The following is a 25,458-nucleotide window of genomic DNA, read 5'->3' as shown; positions in this document are numbered from 1 at the left end:
TAAGTTGGGGGGATTTAAATTGACCGGCTTATTAACGAATAATGTGTTTATTGATTCATCTATATACATTCAACGTAATTTCAATTTCAATGACCACTTGCTCGGTCAAATAGAAAGATTGTCTGCGAATAGACATATAAAACTTTATATATCAAGTATAGTAATAAATGAAGTGAATAATAATATAGATGACAGAACTAAAGAAGCTAGGTCTGCCCTTGAATCCCTTCGTAAAAAAGGAATGATTCTACGTAATATCAAGCAGTATGGTGTGGTCTTTAACAATGAAACAAGCAATTTGGTTAGTTCGGTGGTCAAGAAACAGTTTAATGATTTTATTGACAATTCAAAGGCTTTAATAATACCGCTACAAGCTGTCTCGGTTGATAAACTTTTAGAGGGCTACTTTCAAGTGGTACCACCATTTAGCAACGGCAAAAAGTCCGAATTTCCTGATGCTATTAATCTGCTAGCACTCGATAACTGGTGTACTACTAATTCTGAGCAGATGTACGTTATCTCTACAGATAACGATCTCGTAGACTACTGCAAAGATAATGTGAGTCTACATTGTTTGGATAGCATTAATTCATTTCTTAATTTGGTGACTAGTAGCGATAAGTACAGGCATAATTTTGTTGTGAATTTAGCAGAGAAACTTTTTGAAAACATTGAAGATAGTATAAGTGAGAATTTTGAAGATCATGGCTTTTCATTAGAAAATGAGGATGGTTCTGTTGAGTATATTAATGTTTTGAGTGTTGAGTTAGAAGATGAAATAAATATTATTGAACTTGAAGAAGCTAGTGCAACTCTTCAGTTTGAAGTGAGAGTTACCTTTGAAGCGGAGATATCATATACTGACTATGAGAATTCAGTATATGATAAAGAGGAAGGGAAGTATATTTTTGAAAAAGAGGTTGAGTTAGAAGTTGAGACTGATTCCTTGGTTCCTGTAACTCTTGAAATAAGTTTCGATATTTCAAATGAAGAAAAACTTGAAATTACAAGTTGTGATCTCAATGAATCAAAAGAAATATATATAAGATTGTATGATGAGGATTATGCTTAATGAAGTATGAGCCAGCGGGTAGCAGGGAGTCGTCTGCTTCATCAACGCTAAAGCCTATTAAATGGCAAACAACAAACAAACTACGCTTTCGCAGCCTAAGAAACTGTGAGCGTGCTCCTACCTAGCATCGCCCATGTGACTGGATTAGGGGCTAACAAGTAGTGGAATACGCTGTCTCATCTCCGCCTGCGGTGAGCTGAAGAAGACAATCAGGCTGACCTTAGCGAAAGCCGGTTACGGGGCGTTTGCTTGGGTGACATCAAAACTGTGACTACACCCGTAGAAGCCGGTGTGGCGTGATCTTCGGACAGGGGTTCAAATCCCCTCGCCTCCACCAACCTTATCAAAAAAGACACCGTGTTAGGTGTCTTTTTTGTTTGTGCTGCATACATGGTGGTTTAAAAATCATATAATTAAAGAGATATGACCAGTAATCATAGATCACAAATATCGCTACTCAGCACCATGTGCTGTGAAAAATACCATACAGATATGACTACAATTCTCTCTAGAACTCATAATAAGTCTATGGGAATTATTTTTGAAAATAAGAATATCAATGAAATCTTCCATGCCAAAATCGATGAGTATCACGTATAATTTTATCGGCATTCAAGCAGCCTAGACACTATATACCATAGAGGATTTACTGTTAATGGTCGGAATTTCTAAACAAAGACTACGCCTTCGTACAAATTCTTTTGAGAGTTCACAAAGTTGTGAAATTTTTCACATTCATATGTATCAAAGTATGATATATTAAAGGTGCAAGAAGAAAGCAATGCTTAGCAGCAAGAAGAGAGGAAGAATGCACCATGAAAAATCACAACCCAAAGCGTTCCTGGTTCAAGCGATCTAGTCTTTCAGTACATCCTAGTTTATCGAGTAAGAAGGAAGAAAGCCTATCTTTTTAAAATAGTATGTGAAAAAAATCACAATATAATTGGAGATGATTATGATGTTAGCATGGCTAAGAAATAATAAATATTTTGCAATGCTTATGGTTGTCGTTCGTGTCTACCTCGGTTACCAATGGATTGTAGGGGGCTGGCACAAATTAATGGGCGGGTTCGATGCCACAGGGTTCTTAACCAACGCTATCAATAACCCGGTAGCCGATAAAACGACAAATGAATTGGTTTATCCGAACTTTGTATACTTCATCGAACACTTCGCGATGCCGAACGTAAAGCTCTTTAACATTCTCATCCCAATCGGTGAATTTCTGGTGGGCGCCGGATTGATACTCGGGGGATTAACGGCCGCGGCAGCCTTCTTCGGACTTTTGATGAACTTCATGTTCATGTTCGCTGGAACGTTAAACACTAACCCATGGCTTGTTCTTCTCGGAGGAATTGTACTCATTGCGGGCACCAACGCAGGACGGTATGGATTGGACTACTACCTGCTTCCGCTATTGCGTAAAGGACTCAAATTTAAGAGGCTTGATGGAGGCGGAAAAATGACTCCTACAGGCACGGCAAAAGCCCACTAACTCATTCACTTCAAGTAACAAAACGAACCTCCTCGTGCGATCCATACGATGGGGGTTCTTGTTTGTCGTCTTTCAATATCAGGTTGAAGTCGTTGCAGTGACTGTTAATCATGCTTGGTGATGAGTCATATTTCGTTAAATAAGCACTCAACCTGTCATAATGCGGATGATCTTAACACTGATAATGATCATTTCTACTTGGCTTGATGGAAGCGTTTGCTGATAATCATCATAGGCTTCGATGTTTCCCACTTAATATTCTTTTTTTATGCTGTGACTTCTATGCTCCAGTTTCAAGACGCCAATCCTTTCAATCGTGAGCCGTGTTAGGGTACAATTTAACTATGTAGCTTCATAGTAAAGGGGTTTAGGAATGGAATTGGAAAAAGAAATGCTGCAGCTGAATGTTAACAATGCGATCAAAGGTACAGTTGTGACAAGCTTAAAGGTTATTCTTGAACAGATAACTAAAGATCGTTTAAATTTCATTGCAGCTAATTGCGCGCTAGCGGGTCGCTCCAAGCTGAAGAAGCAGGAGCTCGTGGATGCACTTTACGATCGAATTACAGATGTAACTCAAGTGCGTGCGGCTTTCCTTACAGCGGAGAAGCAGGAATGGGAGCTGATGAGCCGGCTGCTCAAGGAGCCGTATATTCAGGACGATACTGTATTTGCGGATGCTTATTTATTTTTGATGGATAAAGGCTTGGTGTTCAGTTTCCTGGAGCAGGATAAGCTATATTTCGTCATGCCGGAGGAAGTTAAGGCCTCATATCAGAAGCTGGATCTGAGATCGTTCAGTCAAGAACGCACCGTAAGCCAGTTAGTGCTGCGATATTCAGAAGCTGCGTCTAACTTGTATGGCATTATCTCCGTGCAGAAGCTCATAGAAATTATTAATGATCAGAATGAAGGCAGCTTGACGGAGGAGCAGTTTAATCATGTGCGTTTATCTGTCTCTGATAAGGTGCTGACTTGGAATGTTCAGCATGGGATGCTATTTAACGATGAATTAGATGAAGAAAATCTGCACGAATATGAAAAGTTCTTGGAAAGCGTGAAGGACAAGCCGTACTACATTCCTCCTATGGAAGAACTGCTACGTTATGCGGAGATTAATTATTTCGAGATGACGCCGCAGCTAGAAGCGTTGAAGAACTATATCATTCAGCAGTTGGGCAAAGTCGAGCAGATGGCTGAGGCGATCATCGATGATATTCAGCTTGCTTGTTCAATGGAAGAGCCAATTAGCGTCATCATGGAAGAGTTTGAGCGTCGCAAAATTCGTTTGAACAAGAAGCAGCTGAATGAGATTGTGCCGTTAATTATTCAGGTGAATAATACGACTAGAATGTGGTCTAATCGCGGTTATACACCTGCTGAACTAAGCCAGAAGCGGAGTAGGAGCACGAATGCCGACAATGTGCTTCAACACACGGCGGCATCTTCGAAAATTGGCAGAAACGATCTGTGCTCGTGCGGGAGCGGGAAAAAGCATAAGAAGTGCTGTCTATAGCGGCGTTGATTTATGACTATTGTTCTGTGCCCCCAAGATCTACCCGGCGAATTGTGGTTTTGCACAGCCGCGATTCGCCTCCCCATTAAAACCCCAGCCGCAAAAGGTCGGGGTTTTCTCCTACCCAGTTGTCTAACCTTTACGATAGAGGGTCTTTTATGGTGTTCATATGGTAAAAGCTCGGTATACGCATGACTCTTGATATATTGGTTATCAAGGCAGCGGAGCTGAATTTTTGATAAACACCTTCTTCAACTGCGTTATTCTCTGCCTTGTGCGCTGAGTTAACAGATGGTATTGGCCTTTTTTACTTCTTTTTTAACTGTAATTGATTGAAGCTGTTCTTCAGGGGAGGGATCCTGTTCGCTGGTCAAGGGCAACGCGCAATTGAGGCCTGGATGAAGAAGGTTGGGATCGATTCGAAAAAAGCGAGTGCTATTAAAGCTAAGCAAAGCCCAAACACAGCTATCTTATATATATAATCGCGACAACTAGGTTGATTAACACCGATCATAGGCTCGTCAACATTGAATTATACCGAAATACACAATAATAATTTAATTATCAAATAAAATACGATTTTTTAAGAAAAAATGGGTGTTATATTAGAGTATATGCTCTTTCATAGATTTCATAAGTCTTCTACAACGAGGATGAAAGGCGAATATACGGCTGCAATCAGCATAGAGAGCGAACTCTCTGAATCCCTGCCTATCTTCTGGAATTAAATATCATTAATTTTAATTAATCCAATTTACAGTAATATATCCATAAAGTATAATTGGATTCATAAGGAGGTGAACATGCGATGTGAAGTCTATATCGAGGGCCAGCCTTTTTTAAAACCTCAAAAAGTAAGCGCTTCCCTTTTGAAACCCGGTTACATGTCCTGAAGCTTTTACACCGATGATCACCCGCATTTACCCACAAGCGGTACCCCTCACCAAGGAAACTGATCTGCATCTTCAGTCACCCACTTCTGTTTCTCTGTTTGCAGCTTAAAGGCTAGCTGCTCGCCTTGTTGCAAGCGCAATCATTTTCAGCCGGAGGTGAAAATCCACAGCTCATCCGTACGTTCTCTAGGATGCATACACATCATGCTGACACAGAGGATCAATTACGAATATGTAATAAATTTAACCAAAGGAAAGGTGGATCCATAATGACAAAATTGAAAACCAAATTTAATGCGGGTAGGTCTCTCCGTGAAGGTATTAAGCAAATACTTGTAATAGCGATGCTTGTCGGGGGTATTTTCCATGGTATGGCCCCGGGAACGATCCAGGCTGCGGAAGCGCATCAGAACAATCCATTTGTCGGAGCTACAGGATACCTGAACCCGGATTATTCCACCCTTGTTGATACATCCATCGGGCTTACCAGTGATGCGTCGCTAAAGGCAAAGATGGAAACGGTCAAATCTTATCCAACTGCAGTTTGGATTGACCGTATTGCCGCCATTAATGGCGGGGCGAACAATGCCGGACGCAAAAGTATCGAGGAGCATCTGGATGCTGCTCTGGCTCAAAAGATAGCGGGTACTCCGATTACCGCTTCATTCGTCATTTACAATCTGCCGGGCCGGGACTGCCATGCGCTGGCGTCCAACGGTGAATTACCACTGACGCAGGCCGCATTGCTAACGTACAAAACGGACTATATTGATGTCATCGCAGGTATTTTTGCCAAACCCAAGTATCAGGATATTCGCATCATTGCCATCATTGAACCGGACAGTTTGCCTAACCTGGTCACCAATCTCAATACGCCAGCCTGTGCTCAAGCCAGTTCGACAGGCATCTACGAAGCTGGCGTGAAATATGCATTGGACAAACTGCATGCCATTCCGAATGTGTACAACTATCTGGATATCGGTCACTCCGGCTGGCTCGGATGGGATAACAACCGGACAGGTACAATCTCGCTGTATACGAGCGTTGTCCAAGGGACAGTGGCTGGTCTGAATAGCGTAGACGGCTTCATTACCAACACGGCGAACAGCACACCGCTGAACGAACCGAATCTGTCCAACCCGGATTTGAACATTGGAGGACAACCGATCAGGTCGTCCAAGTATTATGAGTGGAATCCGTATTTTGATGAAACCGATTTTACGGCTGCATTGTATAGCGGATTTGTACAGGCAGGCTGGCCGACAAGCGTAGGCTTCCTGATTGATACCAGCCGCAATGGTTGGGGAGGAGTAAACCGTCCGACCTCGGCTATAGGCAGTGATATTAACACCTATGTAAATTCTGGGCGTGTGGATCGCCGGAATCACCGGGGGAACTGGTGCAACAACAGTGGAGCAGGTATAGGTGAAGCACCTAAGGCGGCACCGGGGCCTGCCCATTTGGATGCCTATGTGTGGGTCAAACCTCCAGGTGAATCTGACGGCTCCAGTTCGGAAATTCCGAACAATGAAGGCAAAGGGTTCGACCGGATGTGTGATCCAACGTTTACAACTAGTGATGGGGTATTGACGGGCGCGCTTCCTAACGCTCCAGTATCCGGCCACTGGTTCCATAATCAATTCGTCATGCTGGTGCAAAACGCATTCCCTGTTCTTCCAGCTACTAATGTCGGCGAACCGACCGCTCCATTGGCTCCGGCAGCACTGACTGCGACAGCAGGCAATGCACAGGTGTCACTGAGCTGGACGGCTTCCGCAGGAGCGACGAGTTATAACGTGAAACGCGCGTTGAGTGCGGCCGGACCATTCACTACGGTTGCCGCCAATGTGAGCGGCACATCGTATGTCAATACGGGCTTGACCAACGGAACAACCTACTATTATGTGGTCAGCGCCGTAAATGCCGTAGGTGAAAGTGCGAATTCGGCTGTGAAAAGCGCTGTGCCGGTAGCTGTAGCCACCGCTCCTGCTGCACCTACTGCATTGACGGCCACAGCAGGCGATGCGCAGATTAGCTTGTCCTGGACGGCTTCTGCAGGGGCGACGAGTTATAACGTGAAACGCGCGTTGAGTGCGGCCGGACCATTCACTACGGTTGCCGCCAATGTGAGCGGCACATCGTATGTCAATACAGGCTTGACCAACGGAACAACCTACTATTATGTGGTCAGTGCCGTAAATGCTGCAGGTGAAAGTGCGAATTCGGCTGTAAAAAGTGCTGTGCCGGTAGCTGTAGCCACCGCTCCTGCTGCACCTACTGCATTGACGGCCACAGCAGGCGATGCACAGATCAGCTTGTCTTGGACGGCTTCCGCAGGGGCGACCAGTTATAACGTGAAACGTGCGCTGAGTGCGGCTGGTCCATTCACTACGGTTGCTGCCAATGTGAGCGGCACATCCTACACGAATACAGGTCTGACCAACGGCATGACCTACCACTATGTTGTAAGTGCTGTGAACGCTGCGGGTGAAAGTGCCAATTCTGCCGCTGCTTCCGCAACTCCGCTAAGCGTGGTTGTTCCGACCGGTAATCTGGTTTTGCAATACCGTGCGGGAGATAGCAATGCGACAGACAACCAGATCAAGCCGTATTTCAATATCAAAAACATCGGCAACACGGCTGTAAATCTGAGTGATCTGAAAATCCGTTATTACTTCTCGAAGGAAGGCACCGCAGCTATGGACTCGGCCATTGACTGGGCTCAGGTTGGCGGTACCAACATTCAGCGCATGTTTACCGATACGTATGTAGAGCTCAGCTTTACTTCCGGAGCCGGAGCGATTCAGGCCGGTGGACAATCCGGGGATATCCAGCTCCGCATGTACAAAACGGACTGGACCAACTTTGACGAAACGAATGATTATTCCTACGATTCAACCAAAACATCCTATCAAGACTGGAACAAGGTGACCCTCTATAAAGGCGGCAGCCTAGTGTGGGGAATTGAGCCTTAAAGGACAGAAAAAGAATCTCCAGAGCTGATTGACGAATGGGTCAGAGTTAAAATCGTAGGCAGATCGTCATCACCAAGCAGGGACGTTTCAAAGTCATGTTCATGACTTCTGGAACGTCTCTTTTACAATTTTAACGAAACGGAGGGCGTCTTATTTACTGTACTTGCCAACCATTGCATCGATAATTTGGAATCCGAAGGTTGTTGGGAGATCTTCAGTAACAACCTGGTTGTATTGAATAAAAGGACAGTTAAGAAAAATTTTAGCTGTCCTTTTATTTTAGTATACATGGGAGGAATTTGTTGTAAGATGCAGAAAGGTTCAGCTAATAGTTGGTTTTGCTGGTTTTAGGATGGAGCTAGTAAACCAGGATATGCCCATTAGCTAATGATAAAGAGGCGTAAGCGTTATTTATAGAGAGGTGTGTTTTTGACAAAGAGGCAATGGGGCATAAGATCTGTGTTCATGCACATAGGGGTGTTTTTATACGGGCTCATCAACATCCTTGCATTAGGAACAATGATCAATTTGTCGTGATGACGGGTTTTGTCTTGGATTTGATATACGGAATAGAATCAGTATTTGTCTGAAATCATGCTATAATGAAGTATTCCGATCGACTAGGAACGAGAGAGGGAACTCAATATGAATGGATTTGAAGACTGGAACCTTAAAGTGAAAAAGACGTTTAATGCAACGAGCAACCTAGTTGTATTAACCGTAACGGAGGCAGGAGGATTAATGGGTCTCTCCAAAGACCAAATGAAGATCTTCGTGGATAAATATAACTTAACAAAAGTCCCGATCATGAGAAGTGCCCATAGATATCTGTTGCTGAAATGTGAAATAGACGAGATTGTAGCGAATAGGGCCGTTTAGTACAGGGTACTCCCGTAAACGAAATCCACACAATCCCCGACCGCAAAAGGTCGGGGTTTTTACTATTTTAGACATACTAACAGCTTTTCTAAGCTCAATTTATATAAGTTAATTAAAAGGTTTTAATGCTAGAGACTGAATAATTTCCTCTTGGGAAAAAGGCTTTTTCCTGCCCAGTTGTCTAACCTTTACGATAAAAGGGCTTCTAGGATTTTTCATATGGTAAAAGCCAGGTATACGCATGACTCTTGATAAATTGGTTATCAGGGGATCAGAGCTGAATTTTTGGGCTAATGCTTTTTGAATCGGAACGAATTTGCTTACGGATGCGCCTTGAACAACCCAATAGATGTGATATCCGTTTTTAGTTTCGATGATCATCGTATCCTTAATTTGAAGCTTGAATTTTTTTATAAACGCCTTCTTCAATTGCGTTACTCTCTGTTTTGTTCGCAGAGCTAACAGATGGTATTGGCCTTTTTTATTTCTTTTAACTGTAATCGATTGAAGCTGTTCTTCAGGGTCGGAGTGAATCGATTCAATCATCTGCTTCACTTGTTCTTTTGTGTCTAAATGCATGGAAATCTTGTTCAGATCTACATCGATGAACTGTGCTCTGATTTTTTTGAAATCACTAGTCCTTGTTTCACGGTAATTGATCTCCATAAATACGGCATAACCTTTTTTATTTTGACTGAGAACATGTATGCGTTTATTCCTCTTGGTAAAGAGTGTGAATTGAGAAGTGCGTCTTTCAAGTAGACTTAGAGGTTTATGCAGTGTCATCGCTGGGTGAATTAATGAAGTACTGTATCTTTTATTTTTGTTTTTATCGTCATGGACTAAAGTGAAATACAGTTGTTCGTTCTGTCTACAGCCTAGTTTTTTTATAAAGTAGCTTGCGTGACTGGAAAATCTTCGCAAATTTCTGGAATATGTCGTTGAACTTAATCGCGGTGTCATTAAACCACATCTCCTTTAAAGCATGCGCTACACTTTTGGTCCTTTTCTAAACAATCATATTCTGGCAAGCGGACACAAGTGTAAGTGAGAGTACCCATTTTTCAACATTAGATAGGCTAATCAAATAGTCAGGGCGTTTGCTAGGGTGACATCAAAAGTAGGTGAGCATGATTTTTTCAATATAATAAATATAAGCTCTCAAGATAAAGAAATTGGGCAAGTGGGCAATGCTGAGGGTGTGGCTGAATTTACCCAAACAGTGAAAGGGGGAGAAACATATGGATTGGGAAGCCCACATCGAACGGTGGAGCCGAGCCGCTGTTAGACTGCTGGATATTCGACAATATGGTGTGGAGCATGGAAATGTCCCTGAGCGCTATGTGGCGCATAGCAGTTTTTTTGTAGTTACTACTCGTGGAGAGGCAAGAGTGAGCCTATCGGGAGCGGTCTATCGAGCCCAATCCCACCACATTCTGCACGGAGGAAAGGAAGCGGAGCTGGGTATTATGCCGCTAGGAAACGATTTTGAATGCTTTTTGATTCTGTACAAAGCTGATTGTGAATTGCCGGAGGATCGGGAGAGCTTCCATATGCCTTATGCATTCACGCCTTATGCGTTGCTGCCATTGCAGGAGAAGTGTAAAACGATGAATCACCTGTGGCAGCAAGCTACCCCAATGGAAAAGCTTCAGGCGCAGTCTGTCTTTCTGCCGTTTGTATATGAGGTTATGCGGCAAATCCGCACGTTAAAAACGGAAAACAGCAGGCCGAACTTGGTAACCGAAGCGATTCATTACATTCAAGAGCATTACAGGAATTCGATTACAGCCGAGGAATTAGCCGGGATCTACAGCTGCAGTGCGAGCTACTTATCTCGCTTGTTCAAAAACCAGATAGGAACCGGTCCGATTGAATACCTGATTCATGTACGCATTCACAAATCGAAGCAGCTTCTGCTCAAATCGGAGGCGCGTATTCAGGAAATAGCCAGCAGCGTTGGCTATGCGGATGTCTATTATTTTAGCCGCTTATTTAAAAAGCACACGGGCTGCTCACCTCTTCAATTTAGAGAGAACAATCGGCAGGCGGTTCAGAATAATCCATTACGTCTATTAAAATCGTCTATTGTATCCCCGAAGCTTGTTTCCCATAATGAGAATGAGATTTGTTATCAATGCAATGGGGAAGGGGACACATCGATGTTCAGATTTTCAAGACCAGCGTTCGGAGCAATGTTGCTATTATGCACAACCATGCTGCTGAATGCATGTCAGACAGGCAGCAATACAGGGGCAGTAGCCTCCCAGCCTGCTTCAGCAGGTGTCGCTACAGAAAGCACAGCTGCAGAAACACGTATTTACGAGCATCTGAAAGGCAAAACGGAAATTCCTGTGAACCCTCAGCGGGTGGTCAGCCTCTTTCATTTGGGTGAGCTAATGGCAATTGGGGTAAAGCCAGTAGGTGCAACCACCTACATTCTGAGTAACCCGCTGTTAAGCGATACTTCCGGTATTGAAGATATTGGTATTCCGCCTGATCCGGAGAAGATTCTCTCGCTTGCGCCTGATCTGATTGTTACAACGGTACCATTCGCAGAGGCAGTAGAGGGCGGGTACGAAGCACTGAGCCAGATCGCACCAACCATTGTTGTAGAGCAGCACAACGATCCGATAAAGGATGTTGAAATGTTTGGGGATATTCTCGGCAAGCAAGGGGAAGCCAAGCAATGGAATGAGGCATTTGCGGCAAAAATAGCCGATTACAAGGAGAAGATTACCCCGTTTATTGGGGCTGATGAAACCTTCTCGATTTTGAATGTGCGTCCTAATGCTGTTTTTATTTACGGTGATACCAATATGGGAGGCAACATTCTTTACAGGTACCTGGGCTTGAAGCCAACCGAAAAAATAAAGACGGATGTTATTAATGGAGAAACATGGGAAATATCTACCGAGGTCATTCCTGATTTCATAGGCGATCGGTTATTTCTAGCTGTAAATGAAGGAGCAGAGGAAGAGTTGAAGAAAGTGGAGAAGCTCATTAAAAACTCTCCAGCAGGGAAAGCAGGAAAGATCTACAATATTGATTTCAATACATTTCTTCTCAGTGATCCGATCTCAGTCGAACATCAGTTGGATATCATCGTTGATTTGCTGGTTGAAGGTAACAAATAAATGAAAAAATAAATGCTTCCTGTCTCTGCTATGTAAATCCACAACCGCTTAAGGTTGTGGATTTTTGCTTTTCATCTACATTTTGCCCTAGAATAAGTACCACAAGCTGTCCATCAATACCATACATCGTGCTCTAGAGTTAGGTGTTACGCTGATCGATACCGCGGATGTTTATGGGAATGGGCATAATGAAGAGCTGCTTGGCCAAGCACTCAAAGGACGGCGAGATCAGGCTGTTGTTGCTACAAAGTTTTCCTATACGCCGAATTATGAAAAAATTGATGGACACCCCGATTATGTAAAAAAAGCAGTGGAAGATAGCTTGCGCCGATTAAATACAGAGTATATTGATCTTTATTATCAGCATCGTGTAGATCCCAATATCCCTATCGAGGAGACAGTCGGAGCAATGGCTAAGTTGGTTAAGGCGGGGAAGGTTCGTTATCTCGGTCTTTCGGAAGCATCGGCTTCCACCATTCGTCGTGCACATGCGGTACATCCCATTTCGGCGTTAGAAAGTGAATATTCGCTTTGGAGCCGGGATATTGAAGACGAGATTCTCCCTACGGTAAGAGAATTAGGAATTACCCATGTTGCTTACAGTCCACTGAGCAGGGGCTTTATTACAGGTGAGCTTCGAAGTTTTGAAGATTTAGCACCTAATGATCTTCGTAGATATATGCCGCGTTTCCAGGGTGATAATTTCAATAAAAATGTAGAAGTCGCAGACAAAATTAAGGGAATTGCCCAAGAAAAAAATGGTACTCCATCACAATTGGCAATCGCATGGACCTTGGCAAATGGTACGCTACCGATCCCGGGCACCAAAAGAATAAAATATTTAGAGGAAAATGCCGCTTCCGTGGATATTGAACTAACGGCTCAGGACCTGCTTCGTATTGAAGATGTTAGTCCTAAACATGTCGTTCATGGTACTCGATATATGCAAGAACAGATGACCCTGCTTGATGGGTAAGATAAAAAACGAACAGTGACTCTCTTCCGTGGAGAGTCACTGTTTGTTTATCAATAGTGCGCAGCTACAAAGCGACATTCATATTCTTACTTCAGCTCATACTTTGCAAGACTCGTACCCATATCCAGATAAAAGGTATTTGCATTCAAGAATCGAATATTTCTCTCGGCAAACCGAGCTTGCTCCAGTATTAACGAGTTTTGCGTTTTGAGCGTGCGAGAATCGACTACGTAGAAGACTGCTTTTGATGGTTTTTCAAAATCAAACCAAGAGCCTTTGGACACGACACCACCGAAGGCGATACTTTGGTTTCCTAGCAGCTGCAGCGTGTATTGGTCAGGTAAGTCAACGAAGGTTCTCGTTGCGATAAGCTTATTATTTGTATCGTAGACGGTAAGCGTGTTTTTATCCTGAACCAGATAGTGATTGCCTAGGGACATGAACAATCTATCTTTACGATCAGACTCAGGTGTCGGCATAATGCGGCTCCATTTCTTTTTACCTTCAGGTGAATAGCCGTATAGAGTTTCGATTCCGGTCTTTGCATCTAATAGCGGAACAAGTAGCGTTCCACCACTGAGAACATCAAAGTCAGCATGTATATAGCTAAAATAATCCTGCGGGTATTTTGCAGTCGTGATTTTTTTGTTAGCCGAAATAGAATAGATATCTAAAATCGTTGCAGCCCCTACATAGTTAGCGGAGCCGACATAATTTCCTTGGATGTGGCGTATAACACCATCATATTCTCGATTAAGAAGCTGTTTGCCTTCCGTTGAATAAAGAACTAAATGGCTCTTATCTTGAATTGTATCAATAGTAGCAATGCGTCCATCATCAAGCACGTACCAATTAAAACTATAGTCAAGAGTCTTCGACCATCGCTGCTTATTGTTTGAATCAAGCGCGACTAGCTTTCTGACATTTTTCTTTTCAATTTTCACCTGTTCTACATAATATAAGTTCCCGTTACGGTCTATATCGAATGCATTGTACACGTGAGGCGAGTTGCGTATCCATTTTTGTTTTCCCGTCGTATCGTCAAAAGCCATCATCCTGTAAGTGGATTTGCTTTTTCCGCCGGGGCTGTAATCCTGAAACATATATCCAGTACGAGAACCGTTATGATCAGATACGATAGGAAAATATTTTTTTCCTAGAAAGTAGTAATTTCTGTCTAAAATAGTTGTTGATGCGTGATCTGGAACCGTTATGGTCCATCGTGGCTCGGGAAGCTCTGTAAAGTCAGCAGCAGATACGTTATGCGAAAAGAAGGTTGTCACAATGGCAATCAGAGTTAACAATTGAATATGTAATGCAAACTTTCTCATTAAAGTAGAATCCTCCTAATCATATGTAATTCATTATCTATGGTGATTATATCATATAATTTGGGATATTTCCCCACATAGAAAAATGTGAGATTGCTTCCACTCTCCATTACCTATGAATAAATGGCGTATTTTTAGCTTATGCGTTATATTTAAAATATTGAAGCTTCTATATATAGACACGGATTGGGGAAAATCCAAGATGAACCGTATTGAATCTCTGGAAACTATGATTGCATTGGTTCCGATCTTTAAAGAGGCAGTTCCTGCTGAACTATCGATTGCTATTTGTGATACAGAGAAATTTATTGCTTATTGGGCTGGCGAAAATATTGATTTGCACATACGTGTTGGTCAACCGCTGCACCATGAGGAACCGTTAATGCATGCAATTCGAAATAATGTAACGCTAAGGGCAGAGGTTCCTGCAACCTTTTACGGTTTTGAATTTATTGGGACGGCAACACCGCTTCATGACATCAATGGCAATGTGATCGGCGGCATAGCCATTCAGCTTCGAAAACAGAGCGAGTTAGTAGCAATTGCCGATCAAATTTCGTTTTCACTATCGCAGGCCAACAATCAACTCTCACAAGTCGCCGATAGCTCCGCTACTCTGGCAGCGTCTGCCCAGCAGCTTCTTTCACTCGCCAATCGGACGGTAGAGCAGGTAGATGAGGCGGGGAAAGTGGTGTCGATTGTCAGAAAAGTAGCGGATCAGACGAACTTATTAGGTATTAATGCGGCGATTGAGGCAGCCCATGCAGGGGATCGAGGCAAAGGCTTTGGCATTGTAGCCAGTGAAATACGGAAATTGTCCAATGAGACGCTTACCTCTACAAACGCGATTCAGCATACTCTGAAAACATTTGAAGAGGCAATAAGCGGAATGCGTGCATCTATCGAAAGTATGACATCCGTTGTTGATCAGCAGGCCGTATCATCCCGACAGGTTTTGGATTTTATCGAAGAGGTTCATCGCATGTCGGAGCAGCTCAATCAATTCGCAAAGAAGTTGTAACCGATTATCCGGTAAAAGAGCAAAGAGCACCGTGTCAGGTGCTCTTTTTGCTTTCTAATGATCCGAAGAAGCATACACCTTATCGAGGTATGCAATAGAAACCTGCTCCGCTTGAGCCTTTAAAACGAGTGTATCCGATTGTTGACGCAAGCTTTTATATAGATCGATTGTGCTTTTTAATGCATGGTAGCAGCTCTCGAAATGATGCGAAGGAATTGTCTTTTTTAGCTCTTCTATTTCACTAATGGCGTACTGTTCCAGTTTTCTGACGCCTCTAGGCAGCTGGCCATTCTTTATTAATACCAACGGGCCTAAGACAGAGCCGCGAATAAAGGTTAGATGGTCAATGAATTCAAACCATTCTCCTCTTCCCAGCTTCGTTGCGCCGTAATGGACCCAGACCCAGAAACGGTCCTCTATCCATTGGGCATCCGGGTAAGGATGGGAGGGAGAGGTTTTTTCATAAATGCTGCTGATTTCCTGAGCCCTTTCCCATAAAATAAGAGGGTTTTCGATTCGTATTTCAAGCTCTTCCAATGTAACGAATTTAAGATCGACATGCAGTGGTTCTGGTCCGTATAAGCAAATCACCACACGAGGCTCGCCGACATGTTCACCTGTGAATCCAGAAAGCAGCTCGCCCAAGCCTTCAGCAATGGTAATCCGTTGATTCATGATTTGATTCTGGTAGGCTGAGTTATAAACGATGATTAAGTCTAAATCGCTATACTCATCCATCGTATTCGTCATCATGGAGCCGCCTGCAAGAAGGCCGCGAACTCGTTGATCCTTGCTGAGTTTTTCCTTTGCTTGATGGATGAATCTTTCGTGCACAGGTAAAAACATATCAAACACCCCTTATAATATGACCCACAAAAATGGGTATTACGCCAACTTATCATCTCGAATGTCCGTTGTCAATTTATGGCCGCCAAGTGAAAACAAAAAAGTGGACAATATGTATCCGTTTACATTATAATCAAATTAATTCCATATTTTGATAGGAGGTAGATGGTGGCCTTTTAAGAGTAGGCGTTTCTATGAAAGGTGAGAAGCTTGAAGTCTCGTTGCCTTACTAATCTATCAAAAGAAATGGAGGGAGAATGAAATGAAGAAAACATTGTATTCTGCTATTATGTTAACACTGTTATCAGGCTCAATTGCAGGTGCCGCCTGGGCGGATAATTACGAGTCGAATGACACTTTAAGCACAGCATATAAAATTCCAACGCAAACGGTGTCCACTCCTTATGGTCTGGCATACTGGGGAGGAAGTGCTTGGTCCTATTTATCATCCCCAACAGATGTAGACTACTTTACATTCAGAGGGCATGGCAAATCTGTCGTGCTGGGTTCTCCTTCCGGCTATGATTACGATTTATACGCCTATGACAGTGCTGGAAATTTGGTTGCTTCTTCTACGAATACGTCAGGAACAGATACGGTTCTTGTCGACTACGATAATGTATATTTTAAAGTAATAAGCAAAGATGGACGATACAGCGACACGGCAGCTTACAGCGTAACCTTTTACAAAAGGGATGTTTGGGTACCGTGACAAGGAAGTAAACATAAAAAAACGGTAGGCACCGTGGAATTTTTTTCGCTTGCCTCCACCAATAGAAACTCTATAGCCTCCTTGAGGTTGTAGAGTTTTATTGTTTTCAGCAAACGGGGGATAAGCTGGATGACAGCTGCTGTCATTGGGAGCTTTTTGAGCAAACGGCGATTATCGACCACCTCTAGACTCCATAATTAGAATCAGTGAAGGCGCCCTAAAGGGTGCCTTTTTCATTTGAACATTATTTTTTAACTAGGTGTGAGAGTAACTCTACACATCTTTACGAGGTTCAAATAAACGGAAAAATGATATAATAATAACGAATGGAGCTGATGCCGATGGATTTGTTGGACCCGCGTGTGGATTTTGTATTCAAACGGATATTTGGAAGCGAAAACAATAAAGATGTGTTGTTAGCGTTTTTGAACAGTATTTTTATTGAAGCTGGAGAACCTCCGCTGACTGAGATTATTCTTATGAATCCCTATACGGATAAAGACGATCCACTTGATAAACAGTCTATTTTTGATGTTTATGCCAAGACTGCGGAAGGCAAGCTGATTGATATTGAGATGCAGCTTTTCAATAAGTATGACATAGAGAAACGAACGCTGTTTTATTGGAGCAAACGATATGCGAGCCAACTTAGTGAGGGCGACAAATATCTGGAGCTTAAAAAATGCGTGACGATCAACATTTTAAACTATTCGTTCTTGAAGAACGATCAATATCACAATGTGTTTCATCTGCGTGAGGATCGGACAGGAATATCCTTAAATGATGATATTGAGGTTCATTTCTTGGAGCTTCCTAAGCTGGATGAACGTATTGTTCCATCAGAGGGTGGGTTGATCAACTGGCTGCTGTTTTTAAAAGGGGCCAATACATCACAATGGGAGGTACTGAGAATGAATGAGCCGAGCTTAGAGAAGGCGATGGATACACTGCAATATTTGAGCCAAGATTCAGACGCCAGACGATTGTACGATGCCAGGCAGAAGTATCTGCATGATGAAGCATCCATGATGGATAGCGCGATGCAAGCAGGTATGCAAGCAGGTATGAAAGCGGGTATGAAGGCAGGCATGGAGGAAGGTATGAAGGAAGGTATAAAGGCGGGTAAGGAGGTAGGCCTACAGGAAGGCCTACAGGAAGGCATGAAGACAGGTATAAGAGAAGTGGCGGAGAATATGTTAAGCCTAAATCTGGACCTAGCAACGATATCTAAAGCCACCGGGCTAACGGAGCAGGAAATTGCCGATCTGAAAAAATAAATAAAGACTGTTCTTAAAGGGCGTTTGCCTACTTTGAGATTTTGAGCCTAATTCAACATGAAAAATGAAGTTCGAGTGCGCATCCTTTTGGGTGCGCACTATTTGTATTTACCCATACATATAAAAAAAGAGGAACAATAAAAAAGCCTTCCCATGAAATTCACTCCGGTACCGCAAACCATTAATGACTTCTAATTGACGTTTACTGCCTAACCTATTAGACTGATGGTACATAACGACACTTATATATTACATAACAAAAATAACAAAAAATGAATCATGCTGGCAAGCCTTATTTTAACGAAGGAGGATACGCTAAATCATGCGGATCGAAGCGATCAAGCCATATATTTTCCGGGAAGGGCAGCCGTTCCAGAGCAGCCATGCCTCTACGGTGGCGGTGCTGCCGAATGGAGATGTGCTGGCAGCATGGTTCGCAGGAAAGCAAAGGCGGTGTTTTTTATGACCAGTAAGCAGCCCTTATTAGAGGTAATCGCAGTGAATGCGGCCGACGCGAGAGCGGCAGAAACGGGCGGCGCGGATCGCATCGAGCTGGTTTGCGCTATGTCAGAAGGCGGGCTCACACCTAGCTTTGGTATCATCGAGCAGGTGGTTTCCAGCGTTTCAATTCCAGTGTATGTCATGATCCGGCCGCATAGTCGCTCATTCTGCTACAACGAGGATGATAGGAAGGCAATGAAAAAAGATATTCATACGGCCCGTAGGCTGGGAGCCTCCGGAATCGTTATAGGTGCTTTGACGGATAAGCGTGAAGCGGATCTCTCGATGCTGCAGGAGTGCTTGGCTGAGACTCAAGGGTTAGGCGTTACTTTTCACCGAGCGATTGATGAGAGTGCTAGCCTAACCCGAACGTTAGACGCCATAAGCGCGTTCTCTCAGATTGAACGGGTACTCACATCGGGTGGCAAGAGTACCGCTTTGGAGGCAAAAGACGAATTAAAGGAGCTGTACAAACGAGGCGAGGAACGAAACGTTGCAGTAATGGCCGGGGCTGGGTTGAGCATAGATAAAATCCATTCTTTCGTCTTGCATACGGGTATTACGGAGCTGCATTTTGGCTCAGGAGTACGCCACGAGGGCAGTTTTCATTCGCCCGTTAATCTAAATTTAGTAGCAAGGGCAAAGCAGCACTTAATGAACGCGGCAAATGAACTTTAAAATTGTTAATCCCCTAATCCTATAACAAGAGGTGATTCAGTTATGCAGGTTATGGCCCCACATTTGGTAGAGGAATATAGAGGCGGCACGCTTGAAAATATTCATCACGGTCATATTTGCGGAATCGATGATAAGGGTGAAGTCATCTATAGTGTGGGTGACCCGGAATGGGTGTCCTATATGCGCTCTGCGGCCAAGCCGTTTCAGGCGATTCCAGCTTTTGTGCATGGCGTTCCAGAAACTTACAGCCTAACGGATCAGGAACAAACCCTGATGACAGCCTCGCACCGCGCTGAGTCCTATCAAGTAGAAGCGCTGGAATCAATGCTTGCCAAAATAGGCGTAGAGGAGCGGTGTCTAGTATGCTCCGAGTCGTATCCTTTAAGTATGCAGGCGCGGGATGCACTCCTGCAGGGCAGTCAGCCGCCGCGTCGTCTGTATCATAATTGTTCAGGCAAGCACTTAGGCGTGCTAGCGTTATGCCAAGCAAAAGAATATCCATTAGAGGGATATGCGGACCCTGAGCACCCGGCGCAGAGAGAGATTTTACGGACAATTGCTGAATTTTCGGGGGCGAAAGCGGAAGAGATCCAGTTAGGCACGGACGGTTGCGGCTTTCCGGTATTTGCATTGCCGCTGCGGCAAATAGCGAATATGTTTCTAAAGCTTGCTTGCCCGGATTTGCTGGAGAATCATCGCGTGCGAGAGGCGGCCTCACAAATAGGAAGGCTGATGAACGAAAATCATAATATGGTTTCGGCTCCCTGGTTCATATGCTCGAACCTATTAAAGGATAGCAATATCGTGGCGAAGGGCGGTGCCAAAGGCATTTATGGGTTTGCGCTTCGCAAGGAAAGAGTGGCATTCGCATTGAAGGTGCTGGACGGCTCTGAAGAGGAATGGGCACTGATTATTGCATCCGTTTTGGAGCAGATAAACTATAGCAATCGGGTTACAATTGACCTGATGTACCAGCTTGCGTCGCGGGAGCTCAAGAACGACGGCGGTCTTGTTGTAGGTACCAATAAAGCGGTATTTAAACTGAATAGAACCGAGGAAGGAAGGCGGTCCCAATGATCCAAGCGCAATGGGTAAAATCGGCGGCAAGCGTGTCGCCATCAGAACGTCAACTTAAATGGCAGTCACTGGAGTTTTATGCCTTTATTCATTTTACGGTAAACACCTTTACAGATCAGGAATGGGGCTTAGGCAATGAAGACCCCGCTGTTTTTAACCCGACGGAGCTAAGTGCTGATCAATGGGTAGAGGCGTGCAAATCGGCTGGGATGAGGGGGCTAATTTTGACATGCAAGCATCACGACGGTTTCTGCCTGTGGCCTAGTGAATATACGGATCATACGGTAGCGGCAAGCCCTTGGAAAAATGGCTCCGGCGATTTGGTGCGGGAAGTAGCCGAGGCATGCCGAAAAGGTGGAATCCAGTTCGGTGTGTATTTGTCGCCATGGGATCGCCATGAAGCCTCCTATGGGGACTCGGAGCGTTATAATGAATTTTTCAAAAATCAGCTTAAAGAGCTGTTGACGAATTATGGAGATATTTTTTGCGTGTGGTTTGACGGGGCTTGCGGGGAAGGGCCTAATGGCAAACGGCAGGTTTATGATTGGGACGGCTACTATGCGGTCATCCGCGAGCTGCAGCCCAATGCCATTATTTCCGTTTGCGGCCCCGATGTGCGCTGGTGCGGCAATGAAGCGGGACATACAAGAGCTTCAGAGTGGAGTGTCGTGCCAGCCCATTTGCAGGATAATGAAAAAATCCAAGAGCAATCCCAACAGGCGGATGATCGTGAGTTTGCGAATAGAATCAACTCGCAGGAAAGTGATCTAGGCAGCAGAGAGATTGCTAAACAGTACGACGAATTAATCTGGTACCCAGCGGAAGTGAATACATCGATCCGTCCGGGCTGGTTTTATCATGAAGCTGAGGATGATCAAGTAAAATCGCTGGAAGAGCTTCTCAGCATTTATAATGGCTCGGTCGGCGGCAATGCCACTTTTCTGCTGAATCTTCCGCCGGATAAGCGCGGGCTCGTTCACGAAAATGATATAGAGCGCTTACAGCAGCTGGGCGACGCCTTGCGAAGCACCTTTGCTCATAATTTAGCGGCACAACCTCAAGTGGAAATACAAGCGTCGGAAACGATGGATGCTGCTGGGGCCGCTCACGCAGTGTCACAGCTGTTAAATGATGATTTGGATACGTTCTGGTGTCCTCGCGAAGGAACGGAGCAGGCTTGGGTCGAGCTGGATTTGCAGGAAGAACAGCGCTTTGACCGAATCGTGCTCCAGGAACATATTAAGACGGGGCAACGAATCGAACGTTTCCAGCTGGAATATTTTGAAGAGGATGGCTGGAAGCCTTTATATGAAGGGACGATAGTGGGCTATAAGCGCATTTGCTGCTTTGATCCGGTAACCGCGAGGAAAATCCGTCTCACCGTACAAGAATCGAGATGGTGTCCGACTTTATCTTGGATGGGCGTCTATTTGAGCAATCAATTGTAGATGCCCCAGATTTGAGCGGCTAGACTGGAAAATAGAGTAGTAGACGATTATTGCGAATTGTGTAATACCGGGAAAAGGGTATACGTTGGTGTGAGGATACAAACATGCGGGAGAGGATGAGGGAAAAGATGAAGGTGGGACTCAGCACATATAGTCTTCAGCAAGCTTTGGATAAAAAAGAAATGACCGTACCGGATGCGATTCGTTTTATCGCCGAGCAAGGCGGGGAACATGTGGAAATCGTTCCTATTGGCTACAGCCTAATCGACAATCCGGAGTTGGTTGATCAAATTGTGCAGACAGCCAAGGAAGTGGGCATCGATATTTCCAATTATGCCATCGGAGCTAATTTTGTTGCAAATGACGGCCCCGAAGCGCTGGAGAACGAAATTCAAGCCGTCAAGAAGCATGTCGATGTAGCCAGAGCGCTGGGTGTCACCAAAATGCGCCATGACGTCGCCTTCCGCCCCGCGCATGAGGGAACGATCGCCCAGTATGAGGCGGATCTGCCGATTCTTGCAGAGGCATGCCGCACCATTGCTGATTATGCAGCAGGCTTCGGCATTACAACAAGCGTAGAGAATCATGGGTATTATGTACAATCCAGTGAGCGAATCCAACGATTATTGCATGAAACAGCGCGGGATAATTTCAAAACGACGCTGGACATCGGCAATTTCCTCTGTGTAGATGAAGATCCTGTCAGCGCTGTGAAAAATAACATCCCTTATGCCTCGATGGTTCATGCCAAGGATTTTTACCTTAGACCCTCCTATCGCAGCCCGGGAGCGGGCTGGTTTCAGACGGCGCACGGCAATTATTTACGGGGGGCAATTGTGGGGCATGGAGATATCGACATGTACGAAGTGTTCCGCGTGTTGAAGCAGTCTGGCTATGACGGGTATATTTCCGTTGAGTTTGAAGGCATGGAGGATTGCAGAACGGCCTCCAAAATAGCAATGGACAACGTACGCCGTTTCTGGCAAGAAGCGTAAGCATCAAGCCCAGTAGCAAATGAACAGGCCATAAAGCAGATCATGGAGGGAAGCAAAATGTCCAAAATAAAAATCGCCGTCATCGGTGCAGGCTCTATATCAGATTGCCATTTGCAGGCGTATGCCAGCAATCCGGAAGTTGAAATCTACGCCATCTGCGACTTGAACGAAGGCCGGGCGCAGGAAATGGCGAAAAAATATAACGCTTCTAAAGTATTCACCGATTATAAGGAGCTGCTGGCGCTGCCTGAAATCCACTCGGTCAGCATTTGTACGTGGAATAACTCACATGCCGAAATTAGCATTGCCGCCTTGGATGCTGGCAAAAACGTTCTGTGTGAAAAGCCGCTCTGCCAAACCGTCGAGGAAGCGCTCGAAGTGGAGAAGGCGGTGCATCGTAGTGGAAAGCTCCTGCAGGTAGGGTTTGTGCGGCGATATAGTGACAATGCCCAAATTCTGAAAAAATTCATCGAAGAGGGCGAGCTTGGCGAAATCTACTATGCGAAAGCATCCTGTTTAAGACGACTTGGCAACCCTGGCGGCTGGTTCTCGGATATCGAGCGTTCCGGTGGCGGCCCCGTTATTGACCTTGGTGTGCATATTATTGATATTTGCTGGTATTTAATGGGCAAGCCCAAGGTCAAGTCGGTATCCGCCAACCTTTCCAATCGCTTAGGCAACCGTTCCAACATCCGCCATCTGTCGTTCTATAAAGCCGCTGACTACGATGCGAAGGAGAATACGGTAGAGGACATGGCCAATGCAATGATTCGGTTTGAAAATGGCGCAAGCTTGCTGGTAGATGTCAGCTTCACACTGCATGCCAAGCAGGACGAAATCTCCGTCAAGCTTTACGGAGACAAGGGCGGCGCCGAGCTGGAGCCGGAAATTTCAATAATCGGCGAAAAATTCGATACGATCCTGAATATGACGCCGCAGGTCGATTCAAAGTCCTTTGATTTCATGGGCTCCTTCTGCAATGAAATCAACCATTTTATCGACAGCGCATTGGGGCGCAAGGAGACACTGAGCCCGGTAGAGGACGGCGTTGAAGTCATGAAGATCCTTTGTGCAATCTACGAGTCGGCACGTCAAGGACGCGAAATACAATTTTAGGAGATGACGGCGATGAGCGAGCCTAAGGATATTTTGCTGGAGCAGGAAGCGGATGTTGTTGAAGCTGGTGTCCATCATTTCAGCAAAGAGGAAGAATGGATCAGGCCCGAGGAGCCGCTGCTGAATGAGCGATTGGAATGGTTCAAGGACCAGAAGCTTGGCCTAATGATGCACTGGGGGCCCTATTCACAGCTTGGGCTGGTGGAATCCTGGGCGCTGAGCGATGACGATGGGGACTGGTCCCGCCACGATGTGGATTGGACCGACGACATGGAGCACTTCAAGCGCGAATATTTCGACCTGAATAAAACGTTCAATCCGATTCGCTTTCAGCCGGAGGTGTGGGCGGATTTGGCCGCAGACAACGGCTTTAAATATTTTTTGTTCACGACGAAGCATCATGACGGCTTCTGCATGTGGGATACGCATACGACGGATTATCGCATTACGGGAGCGGACACGCCGTTTCATAAGCATAAATACGCCGATATTTGCCGTACGCTGTTTGATGCCTTCCGTGCTAGGGGGCTGGGCATCTCGGCTTATTTTTCCAAAGCGGACTGGCGTACACCTTATTACTGGGCGCCGGGCATGGAGCGCGGACATCATATGTGGCGCGGGCCTTCTTATGATCCAGAGCAGTATCCTTGGCTGTGGGAGAAATTCGTAGAGTTTACGCATGAGCAGATTATGGAGCTGCTGACGAAATACGGCCGAATTGAGTGTCTCTGGCTCGATGCAGGCTGGGTGCGGGAAGGCCGGAAGGGGCAGGATATCCGTCTGGGCGAGGTTGTGGAGCGGGCGCGCAAGACGCAGCCATGGCTTCTGGCTGCCGATCGTACGGTCGGCGGGCCTTATGAGAACATTGTAACGCCGGAGCAGACGATTCCAGAGCAGCCGATGAATATTCCATGGGAGAGCTGCATCACGATTGGCAATTCCTTTGCTTATGCCTTCGATGATCAATATAAGACAGCCAGGCAGCTGGCCCATATTCTCCTCGAGGTAGTAGCCAAGGGAGGGAATTTGGCGCTGAACGTAGGGCCACAGCCAGATGGTCGCCTGCCGGCAGGTGCGGTTAAGAGCATCAAGGAGCTTGGAGCCTGGCTGAATGTACATGGCGAGGGCATCTACGGAACGCGGATTTGCGGTCCTTATTTTACAGGAGATTGGGCATTTACCTGCAAGGACAATGTAACATATGCCTTCCGCCTATACGCAAATGAAAATGAGGCGGTCGATCAGCAGCTCGTCATTCCATACTCAGGCCATGTGGAACGAATTGAGCTTGTTGGAGCGGAGGATCAAGAGGGTGTTACGTTTGCCAAGGCGGAAGCTGGAGTGGCTGTTAGCCTGCCACAGGCGTCCATCACGGAGCAGGCTCCTATCACACAAACGTTCCGATTGTTTACATCCTAATAAGCATTATTCGAAATCTCGGGGGATAATCAGTGTCCCTCGGGATTTTTTTTGTACTCTGCTTATCGCTTGTTCATCCCCTGCTTCTACCTTA

Annotated in this window: 19 protein-coding genes, 1 other RNA gene and 1 pseudogene; 18 read left to right on the top strand and 3 right to left on the bottom strand. The window is 45.1% G+C overall.

All coding sequences use genetic code 11. From position 1 onward, the window contains the following. Positions 1 to 19 precede the first annotated feature (19 nt). The 6 genes from ACSR9A_RS10145 (at position 20) to ACSR9A_RS10120 (ending at position 8,830) form a co-directional block, all read left to right on the top strand. The gene (locus ACSR9A_RS10145; protein ID WP_473757041.1) at positions 20 to 1,072 is read left to right on the top strand and encodes a PIN domain-containing protein; all 1,053 of its coding nucleotides are present in this window, start codon (positions 20 to 22) and stop codon (positions 1,070 to 1,072) included. Then, positions 1,055 to 1,409, top strand: a transfer-messenger RNA (tmRNA) gene (gene ssrA, locus ACSR9A_RS10140). The genes ACSR9A_RS10145 and ssrA overlap by 18 nt, the downstream gene beginning before the upstream one ends. Positions 1,410 to 2,027: 618 nt before the next feature. Further along, a complete protein-coding gene (locus tag ACSR9A_RS10135; RefSeq protein WP_473757039.1) occupies positions 2,028 to 2,567 on the top strand; it encodes a DoxX family protein in 540 nt (179 codons plus the stop codon). Positions 2,568 to 2,940: 373 nt separating this feature from the next. After that, entirely contained in the window at positions 2,941 to 4,083 is a 1,143-nt protein-coding gene (locus ACSR9A_RS10130) for a YecA family protein (RefSeq protein WP_473757038.1), read from the top strand. A gap of 1,162 nt (positions 4,084 to 5,245) precedes the next feature. Then, on the top strand, positions 5,246 to 7,951 hold the full coding sequence (locus tag ACSR9A_RS10125; RefSeq protein WP_473757037.1) for a glycoside hydrolase family 6 protein: 2,706 nt from the start codon (positions 5,246 to 5,248) through the stop codon (positions 7,949 to 7,951). Between the two features lie 645 nt (positions 7,952 to 8,596). After that, complete coding sequence (locus tag ACSR9A_RS10120; RefSeq protein ID WP_341280516.1) at positions 8,597 to 8,830, top strand: DNA-binding protein; 234 nt, start codon at positions 8,597 to 8,599, stop codon at positions 8,828 to 8,830. A gap of 108 nt (positions 8,831 to 8,938) precedes the next feature. Here the strand turns inward: ACSR9A_RS10120 and ACSR9A_RS10115 are convergent, their stop codons facing one another. Beyond that, positions 8,939 to 9,793 (bottom strand): DNA-primase RepB domain-containing protein, encoded by an 855-nt coding sequence (locus tag ACSR9A_RS10115; protein ID WP_473757036.1) that lies wholly within the window; start codon positions 9,791 to 9,793, stop codon positions 8,939 to 8,941. Between the two features lie 278 nt (positions 9,794 to 10,071). On the opposite strand from ACSR9A_RS10115, the gene ACSR9A_RS10110 reads away from it, so the two are divergent. Together ACSR9A_RS10110 and ACSR9A_RS10105 are read left to right on the top strand one after the other, a co-directional pair. After that, positions 10,072 to 11,967: a helix-turn-helix domain-containing protein gene (locus ACSR9A_RS10110; RefSeq protein ID WP_473757035.1), complete on the top strand. Its 1,896-nt coding sequence runs from the start codon at positions 10,072 to 10,074 to the stop codon at positions 11,965 to 11,967. Between the two features lie 109 nt (positions 11,968 to 12,076). Then, a pseudogene (locus ACSR9A_RS10105) lies at positions 12,077 to 12,943 on the top strand (aldo/keto reductase); the annotation flags it as partial. Between the two features lie 86 nt (positions 12,944 to 13,029). On the opposite strand, the gene ACSR9A_RS10100 reads toward ACSR9A_RS10105, so the two are convergent. Next, positions 13,030 to 14,274 carry a hypothetical protein gene (locus ACSR9A_RS10100; RefSeq protein WP_473757034.1) on the bottom strand — a complete coding sequence of 415 codons (1,245 nt, stop codon included), beginning with the start codon at positions 14,272 to 14,274 and terminating at the stop codon, positions 13,030 to 13,032. A gap of 202 nt (positions 14,275 to 14,476) precedes the next feature. On the opposite strand from ACSR9A_RS10100, the gene ACSR9A_RS10095 reads away from it, so the two are divergent. Then, entirely contained in the window at positions 14,477 to 15,295 is an 819-nt protein-coding gene (locus tag ACSR9A_RS10095) for a methyl-accepting chemotaxis protein (protein WP_473757033.1), read from the top strand. 54 nt (positions 15,296 to 15,349) lie between these two features. On the opposite strand, the gene ACSR9A_RS10090 is transcribed toward ACSR9A_RS10095, so the two are convergent. After that, complete coding sequence (locus ACSR9A_RS10090; RefSeq protein WP_473757031.1) at positions 15,350 to 16,141, bottom strand: nucleotidyltransferase domain-containing protein; 792 nt, start codon at positions 16,139 to 16,141, stop codon at positions 15,350 to 15,352. Positions 16,142 to 16,403: 262 nt separating this feature from the next. On the opposite strand from ACSR9A_RS10090, the gene ACSR9A_RS10085 reads away from it, so the two are divergent. The 9 genes from ACSR9A_RS10085 to ACSR9A_RS10045 all read left to right on the top strand — a co-directional run bounded on the left by ACSR9A_RS10085 (position 16,404) and on the right by ACSR9A_RS10045 (position 25,364). After that, positions 16,404 to 16,853, top strand: coding sequence for a hypothetical protein (locus ACSR9A_RS10085; protein ID WP_473757030.1), 450 nt, complete (start codon positions 16,404 to 16,406; stop codon positions 16,851 to 16,853). 341 nt (positions 16,854 to 17,194) lie between these two features. Then, positions 17,195 to 18,130: an Rpn family recombination-promoting nuclease/putative transposase gene (locus ACSR9A_RS10080; protein ID WP_473757029.1), complete on the top strand. Its 936-nt coding sequence runs from the start codon at positions 17,195 to 17,197 to the stop codon at positions 18,128 to 18,130. 322 nt (positions 18,131 to 18,452) lie between these two features. Next, a complete protein-coding gene (locus ACSR9A_RS10075) occupies positions 18,453 to 18,596 on the top strand; it encodes a hypothetical protein (RefSeq protein WP_473757028.1) in 144 nt (47 codons plus the stop codon). Next, positions 18,593 to 19,309 (top strand): copper homeostasis protein CutC, encoded by a 717-nt coding sequence (locus ACSR9A_RS10070; protein ID WP_473757027.1) that lies wholly within the window; start codon positions 18,593 to 18,595, stop codon positions 19,307 to 19,309. Before ACSR9A_RS10075 ends, ACSR9A_RS10070 begins: the two co-directional genes overlap by 4 nt. A gap of 42 nt (positions 19,310 to 19,351) precedes the next feature. Beyond that, positions 19,352 to 20,386 (top strand): asparaginase, encoded by a 1,035-nt coding sequence (locus tag ACSR9A_RS10065; RefSeq protein WP_473757026.1) that lies wholly within the window; start codon positions 19,352 to 19,354, stop codon positions 20,384 to 20,386. Next, complete coding sequence (locus ACSR9A_RS10060) at positions 20,383 to 21,834, top strand: alpha-L-fucosidase (RefSeq protein WP_473757025.1); 1,452 nt, start codon at positions 20,383 to 20,385, stop codon at positions 21,832 to 21,834. Before ACSR9A_RS10065 ends, ACSR9A_RS10060 begins: the two co-directional genes overlap by 4 nt. A gap of 128 nt (positions 21,835 to 21,962) precedes the next feature. Then, complete coding sequence (locus ACSR9A_RS10055) at positions 21,963 to 22,829, top strand: sugar phosphate isomerase/epimerase family protein (protein ID WP_473757024.1); 867 nt, start codon at positions 21,963 to 21,965, stop codon at positions 22,827 to 22,829. Positions 22,830 to 22,886: 57 nt separating this feature from the next. Next, the gene (locus tag ACSR9A_RS10050) at positions 22,887 to 23,945 is read left to right on the top strand and encodes a Gfo/Idh/MocA family protein (protein ID WP_473757023.1); all 1,059 of its coding nucleotides are present in this window, start codon (positions 22,887 to 22,889) and stop codon (positions 23,943 to 23,945) included. Positions 23,946 to 23,957: 12 nt separating this feature from the next. Then, positions 23,958 to 25,364 (top strand): alpha-L-fucosidase, encoded by a 1,407-nt coding sequence (locus ACSR9A_RS10045; protein ID WP_473757022.1) that lies wholly within the window; start codon positions 23,958 to 23,960, stop codon positions 25,362 to 25,364. The last annotated feature ends 94 nt before the right edge of the window (positions 25,365 to 25,458 follow it).

The sequence above is a fragment of the Paenibacillus sp. R-74696 genome, from assembly GCF_055814915.1.
This window is presented reverse-complemented; position numbering and strand designations above follow the sequence as displayed.